The sequence below is a fragment of the Flavobacteriales bacterium genome (assembly GCA_016713875.1).
Taxonomy (GTDB): domain Bacteria; phylum Bacteroidota; class Bacteroidia; order Flavobacteriales_F; family PHOS-HE28; genus PHOS-HE28.
Window position 1 is genome coordinate 546,882 of record JADJOI010000003.1, and the last position, 19,814, is coordinate 566,695.

Annotated in this window: 15 protein-coding genes; 11 read left to right on the top strand and 4 right to left on the bottom strand. The window is 67.2% G+C overall.

The features are described 5' to 3' along the window. Positions 1-59 precede the first annotated feature (59 nt). Positions 60-1,535, bottom strand: coding sequence for a hypothetical protein (locus IPJ87_03725; GenBank protein ID MBK7940976.1), 1,476 nt, complete (start codon positions 1,533-1,535; stop codon positions 60-62). Between the two features lie 1,438 nt (positions 1,536-2,973). Here IPJ87_03725 and IPJ87_03730 point away from each other — a divergent pair. Together IPJ87_03730 and IPJ87_03735 are read left to right on the top strand one after the other, a co-directional pair. Then, a complete protein-coding gene (locus IPJ87_03730) occupies positions 2,974-4,173 on the top strand; it encodes a porin (protein ID MBK7940977.1) in 1,200 nt (399 codons plus the stop codon). Positions 4,174-4,198: 25 nt separating this feature from the next. Further along, the gene (locus IPJ87_03735) at positions 4,199-5,431 is read left to right on the top strand and encodes an S-adenosylmethionine:tRNA ribosyltransferase-isomerase (protein MBK7940978.1); all 1,233 of its coding nucleotides are present in this window, start codon (positions 4,199-4,201) and stop codon (positions 5,429-5,431) included. A 64-nt stretch (positions 5,432-5,495) separates the two neighbouring features. On the opposite strand, the gene IPJ87_03740 is transcribed toward IPJ87_03735, so the two are convergent. Both IPJ87_03740 and IPJ87_03745 read right to left on the bottom strand, forming a co-directional pair. Next, positions 5,496-6,830, bottom strand: a complete 1,335-nt coding sequence (locus IPJ87_03740; GenBank protein ID MBK7940979.1) for a hypothetical protein — start codon at positions 6,828-6,830, stop codon at positions 5,496-5,498. A gap of 156 nt (positions 6,831-6,986) precedes the next feature. Next, complete coding sequence (locus tag IPJ87_03745; GenBank protein MBK7940980.1) at positions 6,987-9,797, bottom strand: TonB-dependent receptor; 2,811 nt, start codon at positions 9,795-9,797, stop codon at positions 6,987-6,989. 175 nt (positions 9,798-9,972) lie between these two features. Here IPJ87_03745 and porQ point away from each other — a divergent pair, with 175 nt between their 5' ends. Then, positions 9,973-11,088 (top strand): type IX secretion system protein PorQ, encoded by a 1,116-nt coding sequence (porQ, locus tag IPJ87_03750; GenBank protein MBK7940981.1) that lies wholly within the window; start codon positions 9,973-9,975, stop codon positions 11,086-11,088. Positions 11,089-11,112: 24 nt separating this feature from the next. Further along, entirely contained in the window at positions 11,113-11,814 is a 702-nt protein-coding gene (locus IPJ87_03755; protein MBK7940982.1) for a (d)CMP kinase, read from the top strand. A gap of 6 nt (positions 11,815-11,820) precedes the next feature. Here the strand turns inward: IPJ87_03755 and IPJ87_03760 are convergent, their stop codons facing one another. Further along, positions 11,821-13,050 (bottom strand): 4-hydroxy-3-methylbut-2-enyl diphosphate reductase, encoded by a 1,230-nt coding sequence (locus tag IPJ87_03760; protein MBK7940983.1) that lies wholly within the window; start codon positions 13,048-13,050, stop codon positions 11,821-11,823. A 324-nt stretch (positions 13,051-13,374) separates the two neighbouring features. On the opposite strand from IPJ87_03760, the gene rpsA reads away from it, so the two are divergent. The 7 genes from rpsA (at position 13,375) to IPJ87_03795 (ending at position 19,794) form a co-directional block, all read left to right on the top strand. After that, positions 13,375-15,240, top strand: a complete 1,866-nt coding sequence (rpsA, locus tag IPJ87_03765; GenBank protein ID MBK7940984.1) for a 30S ribosomal protein S1 — start codon at positions 13,375-13,377, stop codon at positions 15,238-15,240. 92 nt (positions 15,241-15,332) lie between these two features. Then, positions 15,333-15,920, top strand: a complete 588-nt coding sequence (gene pyrR / locus IPJ87_03770; GenBank protein MBK7940985.1) for a bifunctional pyr operon transcriptional regulator/uracil phosphoribosyltransferase PyrR — start codon at positions 15,333-15,335, stop codon at positions 15,918-15,920. Beyond that, the gene (locus IPJ87_03775) at positions 15,917-16,864 is read left to right on the top strand and encodes an aspartate carbamoyltransferase catalytic subunit (protein ID MBK7940986.1); all 948 of its coding nucleotides are present in this window, start codon (positions 15,917-15,919) and stop codon (positions 16,862-16,864) included. The genes pyrR and IPJ87_03775 overlap by 4 nt, the downstream gene beginning before the upstream one ends. A gap of 42 nt (positions 16,865-16,906) precedes the next feature. Next, positions 16,907-17,281 (top strand): STAS domain-containing protein, encoded by a 375-nt coding sequence (locus IPJ87_03780; GenBank protein MBK7940987.1) that lies wholly within the window; start codon positions 16,907-16,909, stop codon positions 17,279-17,281. A gap of 11 nt (positions 17,282-17,292) precedes the next feature. Further along, positions 17,293-18,048: a T9SS type A sorting domain-containing protein gene (locus IPJ87_03785; GenBank protein ID MBK7940988.1), complete on the top strand. Its 756-nt coding sequence runs from the start codon at positions 17,293-17,295 to the stop codon at positions 18,046-18,048. Between the two features lie 66 nt (positions 18,049-18,114). Next, positions 18,115-19,053: a ribonuclease Z gene (locus tag IPJ87_03790; GenBank protein MBK7940989.1), complete on the top strand. Its 939-nt coding sequence runs from the start codon at positions 18,115-18,117 to the stop codon at positions 19,051-19,053. 57 nt (positions 19,054-19,110) lie between these two features. Further along, complete coding sequence (locus IPJ87_03795; protein MBK7940990.1) at positions 19,111-19,794, top strand: response regulator transcription factor; 684 nt, start codon at positions 19,111-19,113, stop codon at positions 19,792-19,794. Positions 19,795-19,814 lie beyond the last annotated feature (20 nt).

Sequence of the window (19,814 nt, forward strand, 5' to 3'; positions counted from 1 at the left end):
CGGAACTTGGCCGAGTACGCTGGTCGACCAAGCGGTCAGTAACAAGGCCATTGTGGTTTTCATGGGACTTTGACCACCGAGGTGGAGAACCGTGATACGCTGTCACCTTCAAGCACAAGCACATACCAACCCGCCGGGAGGTCCGACAGGTCTATCGTGGCCTCCCCGTGATCGACCTGCAGAAGACGTTGTAGCTGAACACGACCCAGCCGATCCGACACGGAGGCGCGCGCCGAAAAACTCGGAGAGGACTTTGGGAGCTGCAGGAACAGATCCGTGCGACATGGCATCGGAAATGCTGCCATGGACCCGCTCGGATGCTCAGGGGTGAAGACATCCGCTGCATTCAGCCGGACCAGGTGCCGTAGCGGATGTAGGCCGACGTCATCGGCGAACCCACTGAACGTGCCATGCAGGAACCGACCTTCATTTTCCGATGTGTACAGTCCAACGGCAGTGGTCAAACCCGCCGCACCACACCCTCCTTCCTCGAACGGATCGGGTAACAGTTCGCCGTTCTGGTCGAACATGGCGACGCCTCCCCGTTCTTCATTATTGATATGGTCGAAAAGGCCTGTGAACAGGATCCGACCGTCCGTCAGGACCTCTAGATCATAGCCACTGCTGTACGCAGAGGACGTTGAATGCACCACCTCGTTCCAATTGTTGAAACTGCTATCGAGCGAACCGTCGTTGTTCCAACGCACTAGTTCCAGCGTATCGATGTCAAGGAGGTTCTTGTAGTAGAAGAGCCTGCCAGCTACAAGGTATTTTCCTCCGGATTGCTGTATGATGTTGTATGGTCCCTTACCCAAGTAAATATGCCCCACGGTGAACGTTGCGTCCACGTTGCCGACCGGAGAGATCCTGAAGGTCGGCTTAACCTGTGAAAAGTCGTAGACGGATTGCGCGCCACTGATCAGGTGCCATTGATCGGGCATGATATGGATGTCATGCATGAACCCGTTGGCCCTGCGCGGTGTGAACGTCGTATCCAGGGAACCGCTCGTAGTAACGCGAATGAGGTCGTACTCACCTATCCAGCCGTGCGCCGTATCGCTCAGTTCGATCCAACCTGTTAGTAGCAAGCGGCCGTCATCCAATACCTCAATGTCGCCAATGGCCATTACCTCCCACGTTTGCCAAGGGTTGGGGTCGAAGTTGAAGGTGGTGTCCAAGGAACCATCCGCTGTACTCCTTCTTCGAATGATCCCTCCGGAACCTCCGCTTTGAGTGTAGAACCTGCCCTCATCATACGGCAGAATGGCGTATTCACCCATGATGGGGTCGAATGAGCTGTCAACGCTTCCATCAGGAAGCAGCCTGAGGATCCTGGATTGGAATGGGACAAGGCCGGATGTCGTTGAATGGGATATCAGCAGGTGGCCATCGGGTAGTTCGTAGCACGATCGAACGTCAACGGCGTTGGGGTCCAGCGTTGGCACGAACCCGGGATCCGCGCCAAAGGGGGACTGCCCCCATGCACCGCTCGTTAATAGCGCGAGATCGAACATGGCGATGCGCACACCTAACATGGTCAGAGGGGTTGTGGATGGTGAATATAGATCAAGTGCTCCCAGCCCGTGTTCGTGTGAAAGGACATCGAGGACATCGACGCGCGCTACACCAAGGGCATGCGCTTCACCTACGTCACCGAGATGATCGAGGTGGTGAAGCACGCCCTGCTGAAGGAGAAGGTGGAGAACGCGCTGAAGGTGGCGTAGGAACGGTGCGGTCCACGGCCCGGCCCCGCTTCCGGAGGAGGGCGAGGTGCGGCCTGTGTTACTGAGACGGTGACAAAGAAGGGGGGGGTCGGGGGGGGGCGGGGGGGGGGGGGGGGGGGGGGGGGGGGGGGGGGGGGGGGGGGGGGGGGGGGGGGGGGGGGGGGGGGGGGGGGGGGGGGGGGGGGGGGGGGGGGGGGGGGGGGGGGGGGGGGGGGGGGGGGGGGGGGGGGGGGGGGGGGGGGGGGGGGGGGGGGGGGGGGGGGGGGGGGGGGGGGGGGGGGGGGGGGGGGGGGGGGGGGGGGGGGGGGGGGGGGGGGGGGGGGGGGGGGGGGGGGGGGGGGGGGGGGGGGGGGGGGGGGGGGGGGGGGGGGGGGGGGGGGGGGGGGGGGGGGGGGGGGGGGGGGGGGGGGGGGGGGGGGGGGGGGGGGGGGGGGGGGGGGGGGGGGGGGGGGGGGGGGGGGGGGGGGGGGGGGGGGGGGGGGGGGGGGGGGGGGGGGCCGGGGGGGGGGGGGGGGGGGGGGGGGGGGGGGGGGGGGGGGGGGGGGGGGGGGGGGGGGGGGGGGGGGGGGGGGGGGGGGGGGGGGGGGGGGGGGGGGGGGGGGGGGGGGGGGGGGGGGGGGGGGGGGGGGGGGGGGGGGGGGGGGGGGGGGGGGGGGGGGGGGGGGGGGGGGGGGGGGGGGGGGGGGGGGGGGGGGGGGGGGGGGGGGGGGGGGGGGGGGGGGGGGGGGGGGGGGGGGGGGGGGGGGCGGGGGGGGGGGGGGGGGGGGGGGGGGGGGGGGGGGGGGGGGGGGGGGGGGGGGGGGGGGGGGGGGGGGGGGGGGGGGGGGGGGGGGGGGGGGGGGGGGGGGGGGGGGGGGGGGGGGGGGGGGGGGGCGGGGGGGGGGGGGGGGGGGGGGGGGGGGGGGGGGGGGGGGGGGGGGGGGGGGGGGGGGGGCGGGGGGGGGGGGGGGCGGCGGGGGGGGGGGGGGGGGGGGGGGGGGAGGGGGGGCGGGGGGGGGGGGGGGGGGGGGGGGGGGGGGGGGGGGGGGGGGGGGGGGGGGGGGGGGGGGGGGGGGGGGGGGGGGGGGGGGCGGGGGGGGGGGGGGGGGGGGGGGGGGGGGGGGGGGGGGGGGGGGGGGGGGGGGGGGGGGGGGGGGGGGGGCGGGGGGGCAGGGGGGGGGGGGGGGGGGGGGGGGTAAGCCAGTGTTAACCCGGGTAACATCGGATTAACATTGGCTTAATTTTTTCGCAGTCTTCCGATAACCTCTCCATGCGCCTTCCCTTCCTCCTCGTCGTTCTGCTGGCCCTGTCCGGAACCACATCAGCCCAGCGCAGCGGCGAGGGCCTCACGGGGCGTTTCGACCGCAACAAGGGGCTGGTCCTTCAGCGGGACAGCCTGTTCAGGATGACCGTGCGCTTCCGGATGCAGAACCGGTTCGCCCTGCTGAGCACATCGGGGGACGACCTCACCATCGGCAGCAGCGACATCCGGATCCGCCGCATGCGCCTCCGCTTCGACGGCTTCCTGCTCAGCCCGAAGATCCAGTACAAGGTGCAGCTGGGGTTCAGCAAGGCGGACATGGACCTGGTGGACGGCACCGTGGCCCAGCCCATCCGCGACGCCATCGCGCTCTACGCGCCCGATGCCCACTGGACCTTCGCCATCGGGCAGACCAAGCTGCCGGGCAACCGGCAGCGGGTGGTGTCCTCCGGCGCCCTGCAGCTGCCGGACCGGTCCATCGTCAATGCGGCGTTCACCCTCGACCGCGATTTCGGTGTGTTCGGCGCCTGGCAGGGCCGCATCAAGGCGCATGAGCTCGCCGTGAAGGTGGCGCTGACCAGCGGCGAGGGCCGCAATGCCTCCCCCGGTGATGATGGCCTCTGCTACACCGGCCGCCTGGAGTGGCTTCCCTTCGGCGCGTTCGCCGAGGACGGCGACTACTTCGAAGGGGACCTGGCCCGCGAGCCATCGGTGAAGGTGTCCGTCGGCGCGGGATACTCCGCGAACATCCATGCGCGAAGGACCGGCGGGCAGCTGGGCGAGACCCTCCCGGACGGACAGGAACGCACGCTGAACACCTTCATCGCCGATGCGCTCCTGAAGTACCGGGGCCTTGCGGTGACCACGGAGTTCTGTCATCGGGACGTGGTGGGCTGGCCCATGGTGATGGCGGCCGATGGCGGTTCCATGCTGGTCCTGGAAGGCTGGGGATGGAACACCCAGCTAAGCAAGCTGCTGGGTGAGAGGAACGAAGTGGTGGGGCGCTATTCGCTGGTCGTGCCTTCGGCCCGGCTCATGGGCAGCACGTTCCAGCGTGAAGAGGGCTGGCTGGGCTACACGCGCTACATCAACCATCATCGGGTGAAGATGCAGAGCGCGGTGAGCTACGCCTGGGCGAAAGGACGGGCGGCCTTGGACGCACCGGGCGCGCGCTGGGGCGTGTGGCTCCAGGTGGAGCTGGGCATCTGAGCGGACTCCTCCGACCTTCGCGGCCATGCCGCACCCCCGCGACCTCACCGTCTCCGCCGTGCAGTACGAGCTGCCGGCCGATCGCATCGCCCAGCACCCACCGGCCGACCGCGGATCATCACGGCTGCTGGTGTACCGCGAAGGCATGATCGAGGACCGGACCTTCGCCGACCTGCCCGGTCTGCTGCCCGCCACCTCCCTGCTGGTGATGAACGACACCCGGGTGGTGAACGCCCGCTTGCACTTCCACAAGGACACGGGGGCACGGATCGAGGTGTTCTGCCTGGAGCCCGCCCACGGCGGTGCGGTGGAGGAAGCGTTCCAGCAGGTGGGCGAGGCGGAGTGGCGATGCGCCCTGGGCAACGCGAAGCGTTGGAAGCAGGGTCCGCTCGGTCAGTTGTTCCGGTCGCCGCATGGCGATGTGAAGCTCTTCGCCGAGCGGTCGCCGGACGACGGGTACGGGCCGCGGGTGCGGTTCAACTGGCTGCCCGAAGGGCTGACGTTCGCCGAAGTGCTCGCGCGCGCCGGCCAAGTGCCCCTGCCGCCTTACATGCATCGCGATGCCGTGGTGGAGGACCAGGAGCGGTACCAGACGGTCTTCGCCCGGTCCGAGGGGTCCGTGGCCGCCCCCACCGCCGGGCTCCATTTCACCTCGGCCCTGCTCGATGCCCTGCGGGAGCACGGGATCCAGGAGGCCCGGGTCACCCTGCATGTGGGGGCGGGCACCTTCCTGCCTGTTCACGCCGATACCATGGCCGGTCATTCCATGCACCGCGAGCGCATCCTGGTGGGGCGCGAGGCGGTGCAGCTCCTGCACGACAGCGCGGGTGCACGCCCCATCGTGGTCACCGGCACCACCTCATTGCGGACGATCGAGAGCCTGTATTGGCATGGTGCCCGCATCCTGCGCGGGTCCGATCCGGAAGAGCTGCAGGTGGACCAGTGGGAGCCGTATGAGGGCATGGCCGACGACGGGCCGGGCGTGCGCGAGGCCGTGGGCGCCGTGCTTCGCTGGATGGATGACCGGGGAATGGACCAGGTCACCGGGAGCACGGCCCTGCTGATCGCCCCCGGCTATCGCATGCGGCTGGCCGACGCGCTGATCACGAACTTCCACCAGCCCGGCAGTACGCTCCTCTTGCTGGTGGCGGCCTGTGTGGGCCCGGACTGGCGGAGGATCTACGACCACGCCCTGTCCGGAGGATATCGGTTCCTGAGCTACGGCGATGCCTCCCTGCTCTGGGTGCGACGGCCCTGAACGGGGAAAGCCCCGCCGAACGGCGGGGCTTTCCTGGGATCGGTGATGGTGGTGTTCCGCGCGCTCAGAGCGGAAGGGTCCAACCGGAGGTCCATTCATCGCCGGCGGGCACGGCTCCTTTGTAGGTGGCCGGGCTGAACCAGCTGTCCAGCGTCGTGGGGTCCACGGCGTTGGCGTTCTCGGTGCCCACGTACCCGGAGAGCACGCCGGGGTCGGTGGCCGAATTGGTGGCGTCGCTGGCGAAGGGGTCGCAGTCCTTCCAGTTGGTGGCGAAGCCGTAGGCGGTGGTGTTGCGGCGCATCAGCAGGCCCTGGTCCATCCAGGTGCTGCAGCTATCGCTGACGCGGATGCCGCTGCCGACACCGGCGCCGGCCACCAGGCCGTTGTACAGGCGTCCGCGGGTGCCATGGCGCAGGCGCACGGCCTCGCTGGCGGTGCCGTCATCGGCGGCCACGATGGTGAAGTTGCTCACGATCGGGTTCGAGAAGGGCTGCACCATGAAGTCGGTCTCCCAGTTGTCGCACTCGAAGCCGCGGTCGCAGCTGGCGGGGTCCTGATGCACGGCCCAGAACTGGCCCTTGCCGCGCCAGCCGTGGCTCCAGTCGAAGCTGTCGTCGCTGTTGCCGGTGCTCAGGGCCCACTTCAGGGTGGCGGTGCCGCCGAAGAACTCGAAGCCGTCGTCGCTGCCCTTGTAGGCCTGCAGGTGCTCCAGCACCGTGCCGCTGCCCACGCCATTGAAGGAGAAGCCGTTGAGCTCGTTGTCGGTGCCGAGGATCTTGCCGGCGTATTCCACGCGCACGTACTTCATCACGCCGCTGTTGTCGGAGTCGTCGCTGCCGCCATACGTGCCGGATCCGCCTTCACCTTCCGCCGTGCAGCCGCCGCCACCGCAGATGTTGATCTGGGCGTAGCCGTTGAGCACGATGCCGCCCCATGCGCCGGGGGCCGCGCCACCGGTGATGGTCTTGATCGTCGTGAACACGATGGGCGCCGAGGGGCTGCCCACCGCATTGATGCGGCCGCCGCGCTGCACGCTCAGGAAAGGTGTGGTGCCGTCATCGGCCGCGTAGATCATCGTTCCGGCATCGATGGTGAGCACCGCGCCGTTGGCCACGAACACGCCACCACTGAGAAGCCAGCGCTTGTCGGACCCGAGGGTGCGGCTGCTGCCGATGGTCCCGCTCAGGACATGGTAGGTCTGGCCGTTGATCACCGTGGTGGGATCGGTGGAGGCGTAGATGCAGGTGCCGTCATCGTTGTCCGCGTCCGGGTCGTAGTTCACGGCGCTGGGGTCCGTGCACCCTTCCTTCTTCTTGCAGGAGGTGAGCGGTGCCGCTGCGATGCCGACCACGACAAGCGTGGTGAGGAGGCGGCTGGTGAGGGATGCGTTGAAGTTCATGGTCTGTATTGATGCCGCAAAGCTCCGGCCGTGGCATGAGGCCGATGTGTGCCGAGCGTTATCGTTTCCTTAATCATGCACGGCCTCCGCGGCGCATGGTCTTAACATGGTGGAGCGCCGGATCGCAGGGATCCGGCGCTCCGCTCGTGCACCGTGTCAGAGGATGCGGAAGCCGATGCCGGCGGAGATGCCGACGCCCGTGCGGTACTCGTTCACGAGCGAGGTGCCGTTGGGCGTTTCCTGCTGCACGCGCACCGGGGCGTCGAGCAGGTTGCGCAGGTTGAGGTTCACCTGCCAGCGGCGGCCGATGTCGCCGCGCAGGATCAGGTTGAGCGTATGCACGGGCAGCTCGTACTGATCGCCCAGTCCGTTGGCCCCGGCGGCGAAGATGCGCGCGCCGAACACGTTGTACGCGGCGGTGGCCGTCAGCGTCAGCGTGCGGCCCAGGGCGCGGGTCCAGCTCAGGTCGGCGTTCAGCAGGTAGGGGCTTGCGCCCTGGAGCGGACGCGATGCGTTCGTGAGCACCACCGTTCCGGTCTCCGTGCCTGCGTTCTGTTCGCCGACCTCGAGGCGGCTGTAGAGGTAGGTGGCGTTCATCCCGATGCTGAAGGCGTTCCACACGCTGCTGTCACGCCCCATCAGGTGGCCGATGTTGCGCACCAGCTCCACCTCCACGCCCGCCACGGTGGCCTGGCCGGTGTTGCGGAAGCTCATCAGCTGACCGCTCGCGGTGGCCAGGGCCACCTTTTCGATGGGGTCGTTGAGCACCTTGCCGAAGGCGCCCACGGCGAGCAGTTCGCCATGGCCGGGGTAGAGCTCGTAGCGCAGGTCGGCGTTGTAGTTGGTTCCGTTGCGCAGGTCGGGGTTGCCGATGTTCTTGGTGCCCGCGAAGAACTCGGTGTACTCGAAGGGCGCCATCTCGCGGAAGCCCGGGCGGCTGATCGTCTTGCTGCCGCTGAGGCGCACCACGTGCCGCTCGCGGACATCAAGCCGCAGGCTCAGGAAGGGCAGAAGATCGTCGCTCTCGATCCGCGCCACCCGTTGCGGCTGGTAAAAGCTGTCGCTCTGCTTGCGGTACACGATGCGCTGGTCGCCCTGCTCGAAGCGCGCGCCGGTGAGGAGCTTGAGCTTGCCGGGCACCAGGTCGGCCTCCGCGGCGAGGTGGGCGGCATTGATGTTCCGTTCGATGCGGTGGTCCGCCTCCGGGCCGGTGCTGTTGTTCAGCGTGAACTGCCCGGCGGCGTAGGTGGTGGCGTTCAGGTACTGGTCGGGTGCATCCACGTCCACCCCGCCCGGGTTGGCGGCGTTCACGCCGGCGAGGTCGTAGGTGAGGATGTCATATCCGAACGTCCGCTCCATGCGGCGCACCTGATAGCCGGTGCGCAGGGTGAGCACGTTGAGCAGCTCCATGTCGCGTTCGCGCTGCAGCACGCGGTAGGCGGCCCCGGCCTGGGCGCTCAGCTCCTGCTCCTGCAGACCGCTGTACCAGCGGTGGTTCTCCAGGCGGTCGATCGCGTTGAAGCGGTAGCTGGTGGCGCCTCCGTCGGAGTTGTACAGGTACACCAGCTGACGGCGGTCGGGTTCGGCCGCATCGGCGGTGCCCATCGAACCGCTCCAGTCCAGGGTGAGCCGGTCGGCCCGGCCGAACGCGTGGTGACCGGCGAGCTGGTTCACCCACAGGCTGTTCTGGCGGAAGGTGAAGCGCCGTGCGTGGACGCGGTCGGCGTAGTCGAAGTGGAAGCCGTCGTTGACGCGGTGCTCATCGCTGCTGAGGTTCACCCACAGGCTGGTGACCGACACCTGATGACGCTTGCCCAGTTCGAGGTTCAGGCCGCAGAGCGCCGAGCTCTGCGTGTTGAACTGCCAGCTCTGGACGTCGTAGTCGATCAGGGCGGCATTGCTGGCGTTGACGATGCGCACGGCGCCTTCGCGGTAGCGGTGCTCGTTGCGGTAGCTGGCGCTGCCGATCACGCCCAGCGCGATGTGCTCGCCCAAACGGATGCGTGTGCCGCCGGAGAGCCCGAAATTGAGGTCGGGTGCCGCACTGCCCGTCGTGCCGTTGAGGTTCACCGGCACGAGGAGGCGCTCCCCGCCGATGTTGGTGCCGGGCCGTGTGGCGCCGGCAGGCAGTTCGCGGGCGCCATCGTCGCGTCCCCAGAAGTCGCTGCCGCCACCGGTGTAGGAGCGGAAGGTGCCGAAGGTGGTGCGCGTGTTCACGCCGCCGCCCACCTGGATGCGCAGGGTGGGCTCGCCAGTGGCGCGGCGCGTGCGGATGTCCACGGATCCTCCGCTGAAGTCGCCGTACAGCTCAGGGGAGAAGGCCTTGGTGACGGATACGCTGCCGACCACGTCGGTGGGGATGATGTCCAGCGGGGCGACCTTCATGTCGGGGTCGGGAGAGGGCAAGGGCAGGCCATTGAGGTAGGCCGCATTGTAGCGGTCGCCGAGCCCGCGCACGAAGACGTACCGTCCGCCCATCACGCTCATGCCGACCATCTTGGTCACCCCCTCGGCCACGTCCGTAGCACCCTTCTTGCGCAGTTCCTGGGCACCGATGGTCTGCACCAGCTTGTCGGTCTCCTTGCGTTCCATCATCAGCACCGATCCATGCTCACGGTCCACCGTATGCACCACGTCCACCTGCTGCAGCTGGTTCGAGGGTGCCGCCAGGAAGACGTCCGCCGTCACGGTGCCGCCCGCCACCATGGTGATGGCCCGCTCCACCGGCTCGAAGCCCACGAAGCTCACCAGGAGCGTATGTTCACCCGCCGGGCAGGGAAAGCTGTAGCGGCCGTCGAGGTCGGTGCTGGCGCCGAAGGTGGTGCCCTTGATGATCACGTTCACGAAGGGCATGGGCTGCACGGAGCCGCCCTCATTGGCCGTGATCACGCCCGCCACGGTGCCGTTCTGGGCGAGGAGCGCCCGGGTCGCCAGCAGGAGCAGGGAGAGGAGAAGGGTGCGGTGCATCGAGGGTGGCGAACGGACCTGTTCGTTCGCGCCGCAAAGGTCCCGGCAGGGTGTTACGCCGACCTGTTCCGATCGTTAAGGCTTTGTTACCTGGCGTCAACGGCAAGTTCCGCCGGTGGGATAATAGGCCGTTCTATCTTGCGTTCCCTAACCGCGCTGCCCGGCGTGTACCTGCATGAAGCGATCCCAAGCCGCCTCCATCGCCCTGCTTCTTCTTGTGATGCCGGTCCGGGCCCAGCTAGGAGGCCAGGCCGTGTTCCGCGTGTTGGATATCCCCTCTTCGGCCCGCATCAGCGCGCTGGGGGGCAACCACATCGCCGTGATGGACGATGACCTCAACATGGGCATCTTCAACCCCTCGGTACTGAACCCCACCATGGGTCGGCAGGTGGCCTTCAGCTACATGCCCTATTTCGAGGGCATCAAGATGGGCTTCGGGTCCTACGCCCACCATTTCGACAGCCTCCGCACCACCTTCAGCGGCACCGTGCAGTTCGTGGACTACGGCACCTTCCAGCGCACCGAGGCCGACGGATCGGAGACGGGCACCTTCCATGGAGGAGAGTACGTGGTGCAGCTGGGTGCCGCTCGCGCGCTCGACAGCCTCTTCACCGTCGGGGCCAACGTGAAGTTCATCACCTCGCAACTGGAGGCGTACACCGCCACAGGGTGGGCGGCCGACCTGGGGGCCACCTTCCACAAGCGTAGCATGGGGCTCACGGTGTCGGCGCTGCTCCGCAACATCGGGTTCGTGAGCTCGCGCTACACGGACCAGAAGGAAAAGCTGCCGTTCGACGTGCAGCTGGGGGTGAGCTACCGGTTCCGTCACGCGCCGTTCCGCCTGGGCGTCACCTTCGTGAACCTGCAGCAGTGGGACCTCACCTATGACGACCCTGTGCAGCAGCAGCAGATCGACCCCACCACCGGTGAGCCGATCGTGGAGGAGGTGTCCTTCTTCGAGAACGCCGTGCTGCACGTGGTGCCCAACGTGGAGGTGTTGCTGGGGCGCTACTTCAACCTGCGTGCGGGTTACGACTTCCAGCGCCGGCGCGAGCTGAAGGTGGACGGAAAACCGGGGATCAGCGGGCTGAGCTTCGGCCTCGGTGTGCGCGTGAGCAAGGTGCACCTGAGCTACGGCTTCGCGCAGTACCATCTGGCGGGGATCTCCAACACGATCACGTTGGCCGCACGGTTCAACGACTTCAAGAAGCGTCCCCCCGGGCAGGAGCCGGAGCGCAGGCGGAAGCGCAAGGAGAAGGACCTTGCTCCGGCGGCCGTGCCAGAGGGCTGAACCCTGCCGCGCTACCTTGCGGCCGTGCGGCGCATCACCATCGCCATCGACGGATTCTCGTCCTGCGGCAAGAGCACCCTGGCCCGGCAGTTGGCCCAGCACCTCGGCTACACCTACATCGACAGTGGTGCCATGTACCGCGCGATGGCGCTGTTCGCCATGGAGAGCGGGCTGGTGACGAACGGGGTGCTGAACAAGGAGGGGCTGCTGGCGCTGCTGGACGGGGTGGACATCCGCTTCCAGCACGACCCCATGACGGACCGCAGCGCCACCACGCTCAACGGGCGGAACGTGGAGCACCGCATCCGCACGCTGGAGGTGAGCGACCAGGTGACCTTGGTGAGCCCGGTGCCCGAGGTGCGCGCGAAGCTGGTTCGGCTGCAGCAGCGGATGGGCCGGGAGAAAGGCGTGGTGATGGACGGTCGTGACATCGGCACCGTGGTCTTCCCCGACGCGGAGGTGAAGCTGTACATGACGGCCCGTCCGGAGGTGCGGGCGCTGCGGCGCTACCACGAGCTGAAGGTCAAAGGCGCGGAGGTGACCCTGGCCGAGGTGGAGGCCAACATCCGCCGGCGCGACCTGGACGACACCACCCGTGCGGCCGACCCGCTCACCAAGGCGCAGGGCGCCATCGAGATCGACAACAGCGACATCACCGCGCAGGAGCAGTTCGAGGTGGCGCTGGGCCATGTGCTCGACGTGCTGGCCCGGGTGGGGCAGGAGTGACGCCGCCTAGGAGGCGGATACCATCCCGTCGACCACCGAGTCCGGGTCCATCGAGCCCTCCACCATCGATAGCACCTTCAGCATCACCCGGTCCAGCAACGTGTCCGGGCAGCTGGCGCCGCTGGTGAGGATCACAGTGAGCGGGCGCTTCGCCGGGAGCCAGTCGTGGGTGGTGTCCAGCCGATGCGCCGGGTAATTGAAGTGCTGGATCGTCCCCGCGCTGAGGAGCTCGCCCTCGTCCTTGATGAAATACGTGGGGTACCGGCGCTCAAGCAGTTCCACCAGATGGCTGGTGTTGCTGCTGTTGTAGCCGCCCACCACCAGGGCCAGGTCGGCCTCGGCCTTCAGCAGTTCGTTGGTGGCGTCCTGGTTGTCGTTGGTGGCGTAGCAGAGCGTATCGCGCGTATCAGCGAAGTGCTGTTTCAGGTCGGCCTCGCCGTGCTTCGCGATCATCACCTGCTTCAGATGGTCGGCGATGGCCTGCGTTTCGGTGGCCAGCATCGTCGTCTGGTTCACCACACCGATGCGTTGGAGGTCGTGCACGGGGTCGAATCCCTCGCTGGCACGGCCGCGGAACACGCCCTCGAAGGTCTCGGCAGGTACCTCGCCGAGGATGATGCGGCCCAGCAGTTCGGCCTCCGCCATGTCCCGGAGCACCAGGGCGGGCGCTTTCTGCACCGTGTGGCTGAAGGTGGCCCGCGTCTCCTCGTGCGTGGCCTTGCCGTGGATGACCACCGTGTACAGCTGGTCGCCCAGTTGATCGCTGCGCTTCCACACCTTTTCCACGAAGGGGCAGGTGGTGTTGTAGCGCAGGGGGTCGATGCCGATCGCCTTCAACCGGGCCTCGGTCTCCAAGGTGGTGCCGAAGGCCGGGATGATCACGATGTCCGCCGCCGTGAGCTCGCTCCATTCCATCAGCATGCGTCCGTGCGTGTCCTGGATGAAGCGCATGCCCCGCGCGGTGAGGTCATCGTTCACCGCCTGGTTGTGGATCATCTGGCTGAGCAGGAAGATCCGGTAGCCGGGGTTCTCCTCGAGGGCCTTGTAGCTGATCTCGATGGCATTCTCCACGCCGTAGCAGAAGCCGAAGTGACGGGCGAAGAGGAAGCGCACGGGGCCCAGGTCGAGCAGGGTGGGGGCCAGGTCCTTCTTGCGGGGGTCCTGCGCCTTCCGGAAGGCCTTCAGGCGGCCGATGAGCTCGCTGCGGTAGTGGTTCGGAATGGTGAAGCTGCGCAAGACGGAAGGGGAGATCTGGATCGTGGGGGATGCGGAAGCGGCTGAGGACCAGGGCCGGGGAGCCGTGCCACGGCCAAAGGTAGCCGTGCGGTGCGCAGACGTGCCGTCCGGGTCGGGGAGGGCGTTGGACGGCATCCTCCCTGCTCCGGGTTCAAGGTGTTGAGGATCAGCTTCCTTTTGTACTTTTGCGGTCCTTTTTCGGATCCGCCCTCCGCCTCCGCGGAACGGCAGGCCTTAGCAGGAAGCTCACGCAGGGACACCGTGAGCCAACCAAACCCTCCCGGTCGGTGGCCCCTTGGGTCGGGATACAAACGTCAGTACAGCATGTCGACGGAACAGAACAAGGTCACCTTCGCCGAGCCGCCCGCGGATTTCGATTGGGCCGGCCTGGAGGATGACAAGAAGGGCATCCCCGCCAACGAGCGGGAGGCCATGGAGAAAGCCTACGAGGACACCCTGAGCAGCATCTCCGAGAAGGAGGTCCTCATGGGCACCGTGGTGGGCATGAACAAGAAGGAGGTGGTCATCAACATCGGCTACAAGTCCGAGGGTGTGGTGCCCCTGAGCGAATTCCGCTACAAGCCGGACCTCAAGCTGGGCGACCAGGTGGAGGTCTACATCGAGAAGCAGGAGGACAAGGGCGGGCAGATGGTGGTGAGCCACAAGACCGCCCGCGTGCACAATGCCTGGGGCAAGGTGAACCACGCCATGACCACCGACGAGGTGATCACCGGCTATGTGAAGTGCCGCACGAAGGGCGGTCTCATCGTCGACGTGTTCGGCATCGAGGCCTTCCTGCCCGGTTCGCAGATCGACGTGAAGCCGATCCGCGACTACGACCAGTACGTGGGCAAGAACATGGAGTTCAAGGTGGTGAAGATCAACCAGGAGTTCAAGAACGTGGTGGTCTCCCACAAGGCGCTGATCGAGGCCGAACTGGAAGCCCAGAAGAAGCAGATCATCGGCGGCCTGGAGAAGGGCCAGGTGCTGGAAGGCACCGTGAAGAACATCACCAGCTACGGCGTGTTCGTGGACCTGGGCGGTGTCGATGGCCTCATCCACATCACCGACCTCAGCTGGGGCCGCGTGAGCCACCCCGAGGAGGTGGTGAAGCTCGACGACAAGATCAACGTGGTGATCCTGGACTTCGACGACGAGAAGAAGCGCATCGCCCTGGGTCTGAAGCAGCTCAGCGCGCACCCCTGGGATGCCCTGAGCGCCGACATGAACGCCGGCGACAAGGTGAAGGGCAAGGTGATGGTGATCACGGACTACGGCGCGTTCGTGGAGGTGGCGCCCGGTGTGGAGGGTCTCCTGCACGTGAGCGAGATGAGCTGGAGCCAGCACCTGCGCAGCCCGAAGGACTTCCTGAAGGAAGGCCAGGAGATCGACTGCGTGATCCTGAACATCGACCGCGAGGAGCGCAAGATGAGCTTGGGCATGAAGCAGCTCGCCGCGGACCCTTGGGCGGACATCGAGTTCAAGTACCCCGTGAACTCGCGCCACACGGCCAAAGTGCGCAACTTCACCCACTTCGGCATCTTCGCCGAGCTGGAGGAGGGCGTGGACGGCCTCATCCACATCAGCGACCTCAGCTGGACCAAGCGCATCAAGCACCCCAGCGAGTTCTGCAACGTCGGTGACGACATCGAGGTGCAGGTGCTGGAGGTGGACAAGGACAACCGTCGCCTCAGCCTGGGCCACAAGCAGGTGGAGCAGAACCCCTGGGAGGTGTTCGCAGGCACGTTCACCGAAGGCAGTGTCCACGAGGGCACCCTGGTGGGCCGCAACGGCAACAACTTCATCGTGTCCCTGCCCTATGGCGTGGAAGGCACGGTGAGCACCAAGCACCTCAAGAAGGCCGACGGAAGCAAGGCCGAACTGGAGGAGAAGCTGCCTTTCAAGGTGCTGGAGTTCAACGGGGAGGCGCGCCGCATCGTGCTGAGCCACACCCGCACCTTCGAGGAGGGTGACGACACCGAGGAACTGGGCACCGCACGCGGTGGCCGCACCCGGAAGGCCCCGGCCGGCGAAGGACAGAGCGCCAGCGTGAAGAGCGTGAACGAGAAGGTGGAGAAGAGCACCTTGGGCGACCTCAGCGTGCTGAGCGACCTCAAGAGCGCCATGGAGAACAAGGAGCGCTCCGGCAAGAAGGCCAGGAACGAAGAGGAGGAGGGTTCGGAGAACTGACCCTTCCGACCGCACCAACAGCGAAGCCCCGGCCATGCCGGGGCTTCGTCGTTCCGGTCCGGCGCGGTGCATCCCGTTATCTTCGGGGCCGCATGCACGCCGCCACCCTACTGGACAGCACGGCCTTCGGCCTCACCGTGCAGCGGCTGTGCTACCAGTTGGTGGAGGACCACGGCGACCTGTCCAGCACAGTGCTGCTCGGCCTGCAGCCCCGGGGGGTCTTCCTCAGCCGTCGCCTGGTGCGGGAACTGGGCCGCATCCTCGGCGGTGCACGGATCGACTCCGGCGAGCTCGACATCACCTTCCACCGCGACGACTTCAGGCGACGGCCGATGCCGCTCGCCCCGAACGCCATGCAGATGGACCTGTCCATCGAGGGCCGCCACGTGGTGCTCATCGATGACGTGCTGTACACGGGCCGCAGCATCCGGGCGGGGCTCGACGCCCTGCTCAGCTTCGGCCGGCCGGCCTCGGTGCAGCTGCTCGTGCTTGTCGACCGGCGCTTCGCCCGCGAACTGCCCATCGCGGCGGACTACGTGGGGCGCTGGGTGGATAGCATCGAGGGGCAGCGTGTCACCGTGGAATGGGCCGAGACCGAAGGTCAGGACCGTGTGCTCCTCCACGGCGGTGAGGGCGGCACGGCGCGTGGCATCCATCACCAAGCCTCCTCCGCGTCGTGAGCGACCAGTTGAGCACCGATCACCTGCTGGGCATCCAGGACCTGACCCCGGATGACATCGAGCTCATCTTCCGCACGGCGGACGGGTTCAAGGAAGTGCTCTCCCGGCCGATCAAGAAGGTGCCCTCCCTGCGGGACATCACCGTGGCCAACCTGTTCTTCGAGAACAGCACCCGCACGCGCATCAGCTTCGAGCTGGCCGAGAAACGGCTCAGCGCCGACATCATCAACTTCTCCAGTTCGTCCAGCAGCGTGAAGAAGGGCGAGACGCTCATCGACACGGTGAACAACATCCTGGCGATGAAGGTGGACATGGTGGTGATGCGCCACCCCGACCCGGGCGCGGCCGTGTTCCTCAGCAGGCACGTCCGTGCGCGGATCGTGAACGCCGGCGACGGCACGCACGAACATCCCACACAGGCCCTGCTCGACGCATACAGCATCCGCGAGAAGCTCGGACGTGTCCGCGGGGTGAAGGTGGCCATCGTCGGCGACATCCTGCACAGCCGCGTGGCCCTCAGCAACATCCACTGCCTGCGCAAGCTCGGCGCCGAGGTCACCCTCTGCGGCCCGCCCACCCTGATGCCCCGCCATGTCGCCAGCCTGGGTGTGCGGGTGGAGCACGACCTGGACAAGGCGCTGGCCTGGTGCGATGTGGCGAACATGCTGCGCATCCAGCTGGAGCGCCAGGGCGGCGACGGCGTGGCCAACTTTCCGGGTCTGCGCGAGTACGCCATGCTCTACGGGCTCGATCTGCCGCGCTACCGCCAGCTCGGCCGGGACATCGTCATCATGCACCCGGGGCCGATCAACCGCGGGGTGGAGGTCACCAGCGAAGTGGCCGACCACGCCAACAGCATCATCCTGGACCAGGTGGAGAACGGCGTGGCCGTCCGCATGGCGGTGCTTTATCTGCTCGCCGGACGGATCCCGAGGGAGAATTGAGGCGCTGATTATATTTGAGCCCAACGCCTTCAGGCGAGGACCATGAACTTCACCATCGAGGACAAGGGCAGGTACACGCTGGTGACCTCCAACGTGGACAAGCTGGACACCACCTGTGCGCCGGAGCTGAAGAGCGAGCTGGTGTACCTGAACAAGACCGGTGTCCGCAACATCATCATCGACCTGAAGGCCACCCGCTACTGCGATTCCAGCGGATTGAGCGCGCTGCTCGTGGCCAACCGCCTGTGCCGCAGCGTGAACGGCCTGCTCGTGGTCTGCGGCCTTCAGGAGCCCGTGCAGAAACTGGTACAGATCTCGCAGCTCGAAAGCGTCCTGTCCATCACCCCAAGCCTCAACGAGGCCGTCGACCTCCTCTTCATGGAGGAGATCGAGAAGGATGTGAAGAAGGACGAATGAACCGACAACGCATGAAGCACACCCTACTCTCCCTTTCCCTGGTCCTCACCGCCTCCGCCGCGTCGGCGCAGTGCATCCCCAACCCCCTTTACGCCGACAGCTCTTTCGGTGTGTGGCCGGACACCACCGAGAACTTCGCGGCGGGCGTGGTGAACGTGTTCTACTCGGACACGCTGAACATGATCGTGCCCCAGGATGCAGGTGAGATCGATCCCCAGTTCGCCGGCCTGGCGCTGGACAGCGTGCGTCTGAACAACATCGCAGGCCTTCCTCCCGGACTGGTGGTCAACTGCAACTCGCAGACGGGAGCGCAGTGCACCTACCTCACGGGTATTCTGGGCTGCGGGTCCATCGAGGGCACGCCCACCGCGGAAGGCGTATACCCGCTGACCATCAACGTGACGGCCTTTGCGAACCTGCTGGGGAATCCCGTCCCGGTGGACTATCCGTTCTCGGGCTACAGCATCGTGATCGGGCCGAACACAGTGGGCCTGGTGGAGAATACGATGACCCTGAGCGGCGTGCGCAACGTGCCCAATCCGTTCATGGAGCGCACCACGATCGAGTTCCAGCTCACCCAGCCGGGCAGCGTCACCATCCGCTTGTTCGACCTGTTGGGCGCCGAGGTGCGGTCCCTGCGTGTGGCGGGCAAGGCAGGGCTCAATCGGTATGTGCTCAACGCCCAAGGCCTGCAGGACGGGCTCTACCTCTACAAGCTGGAGACCGGCCGCACGAGCTTCACCGGCCGCATGGTGGTGAGCCGTTGACCGTGTCGATCATGCATTCCCGGAGCCCCGTCCTCACCGACGGGGCTCCGTGTTTCCATGAGGCGCATGCGCTTTGAGGTGATCCCTTTGGGCACGGGGGCCGCGTTGCCCGCACAGGGCCGGTCGCCCAGTGCCCAGGTGGTGCGGCGTGAGGAGTCGCTCTATCTGGTGGACTGCGGTGAAGGGACCCAGGAGCGCCTGCGCATGGCCGGCCTGAACTTCATGCGCATCGGCCATGTGTTCATCAGCCACCTCCACGGCGACCACTACTTCGGCCTGATGGGGTTGTTGAGCACGATGCACCTGCTGGGTCGCACACGAGAGCTCCATGTGCATGGTCCTCCCCTCCTCAAGCCCATCATCGACCTACAGCTACAGGCCTCGGCCACCTGGCTGCGCTACCCGCTCCGCTTCCATCCGATGGCCGACGATGCACCACATGAGGTGCTTGTGGACGCCCACCTGACGGTGACCTCACTGCCCCTTCGGCATCGCCTGCCCACCACGGGTTTCCTGTTCCGTGAACGGCCCGGTCCCCGCCGTCTCCGCCCCGAACGCATCACCGATATCCCGCACTACCTCCGCACCGCCGTGAAGAACGGCGCCGACCTTCAGCGCGAGGACGGAACGGTGATCCCGAACGCTGAGCTCACGTTCGATCCGCTTCCCCCGCGGGCCTATGCCTACTGTTCGGATACGGCGCACCACCCGCAGCTCGTGGACTGGGTGCGGGGCGTGGACCTGCTCTACCACGAGGCCACGTTCACCCGCCACCTGGCGGCACGGGCGCGCGAGACCATGCACAGCACGGCGGCGGAGGCCGCGACGATCGCCCGCGATGCCGGTGTCGGGGCGCTCCTCCTGGGCCACTTCTCCTCGCGCTACAAGGATCCGGCACCTTTGCTCCTGGAGGCCTCGGAGGTCTTCCCCCGCGTGGCGTTGAGCGAGGAGGGGCGTAGCTATCCGATCGGACGATCGATCGTGGACAACTCCTTCGGTCGCTGAAGCCGGTCGCCGGATACCTTTGGCGCTGTTTAGAACGAATCTAAACAGAGCGGACCGATGCGTGTAAAGACCCTCCTGGCGGATGATGAGGACCTGGCCCTGGCCGGGCTGCGTGCGATCCTCACCGACGTACCCCGTGTGGACCTCCTGGGCGAGGTGCGGGATGCCCGAACGCTGGTGGAGGCCGTTCGTCGCGATCGCCCGGACGTGGTGCTGATCGATCACACCGCCGCCGCGTTGGGTGCGGACGCGGTGCGGGAAGCACTGAAGGGCGCCAAGCGCACCCGCTTCGTGGCCATCACGTACGATCCGTCACCGGTGGTGCTGGCGCACGCCCTGCGCAGCGGGGTGTCCAGCTACATCCGCAAGGACTGCGACCGGGCGGAGATCATCAACGCCGTGCTCGACACGGCCGATGGCGCTCGCTTCTTCTGCGGCAAGGTGCTGGCGGCGTTGGAGCGTTCCGCGCTTACGGTGGAGCAGCTCTCCGGGCAGGAGCTCATCTGCGCGCCGGTGACCCTCACCCCCCGCGAGTGCGAGATCGTGCGCTTGATCGCGGATGGGCTCTCCTACACGCGCATCGCCGACCAGCTGGGCGTTTCGGCCCATACGGTCACCACGCACCGGCGGAACATCATGCAGAAGGTCGGGGTGAACAGCACTGCGGCGCTCGTGATGTACGCCGTGAAGCAAGGGTTCACGAGCCCGAACCGGTACCTCTTCAGCGCGGCGCAGGCCTGAGCGGCGTTTCTACCTTGCCG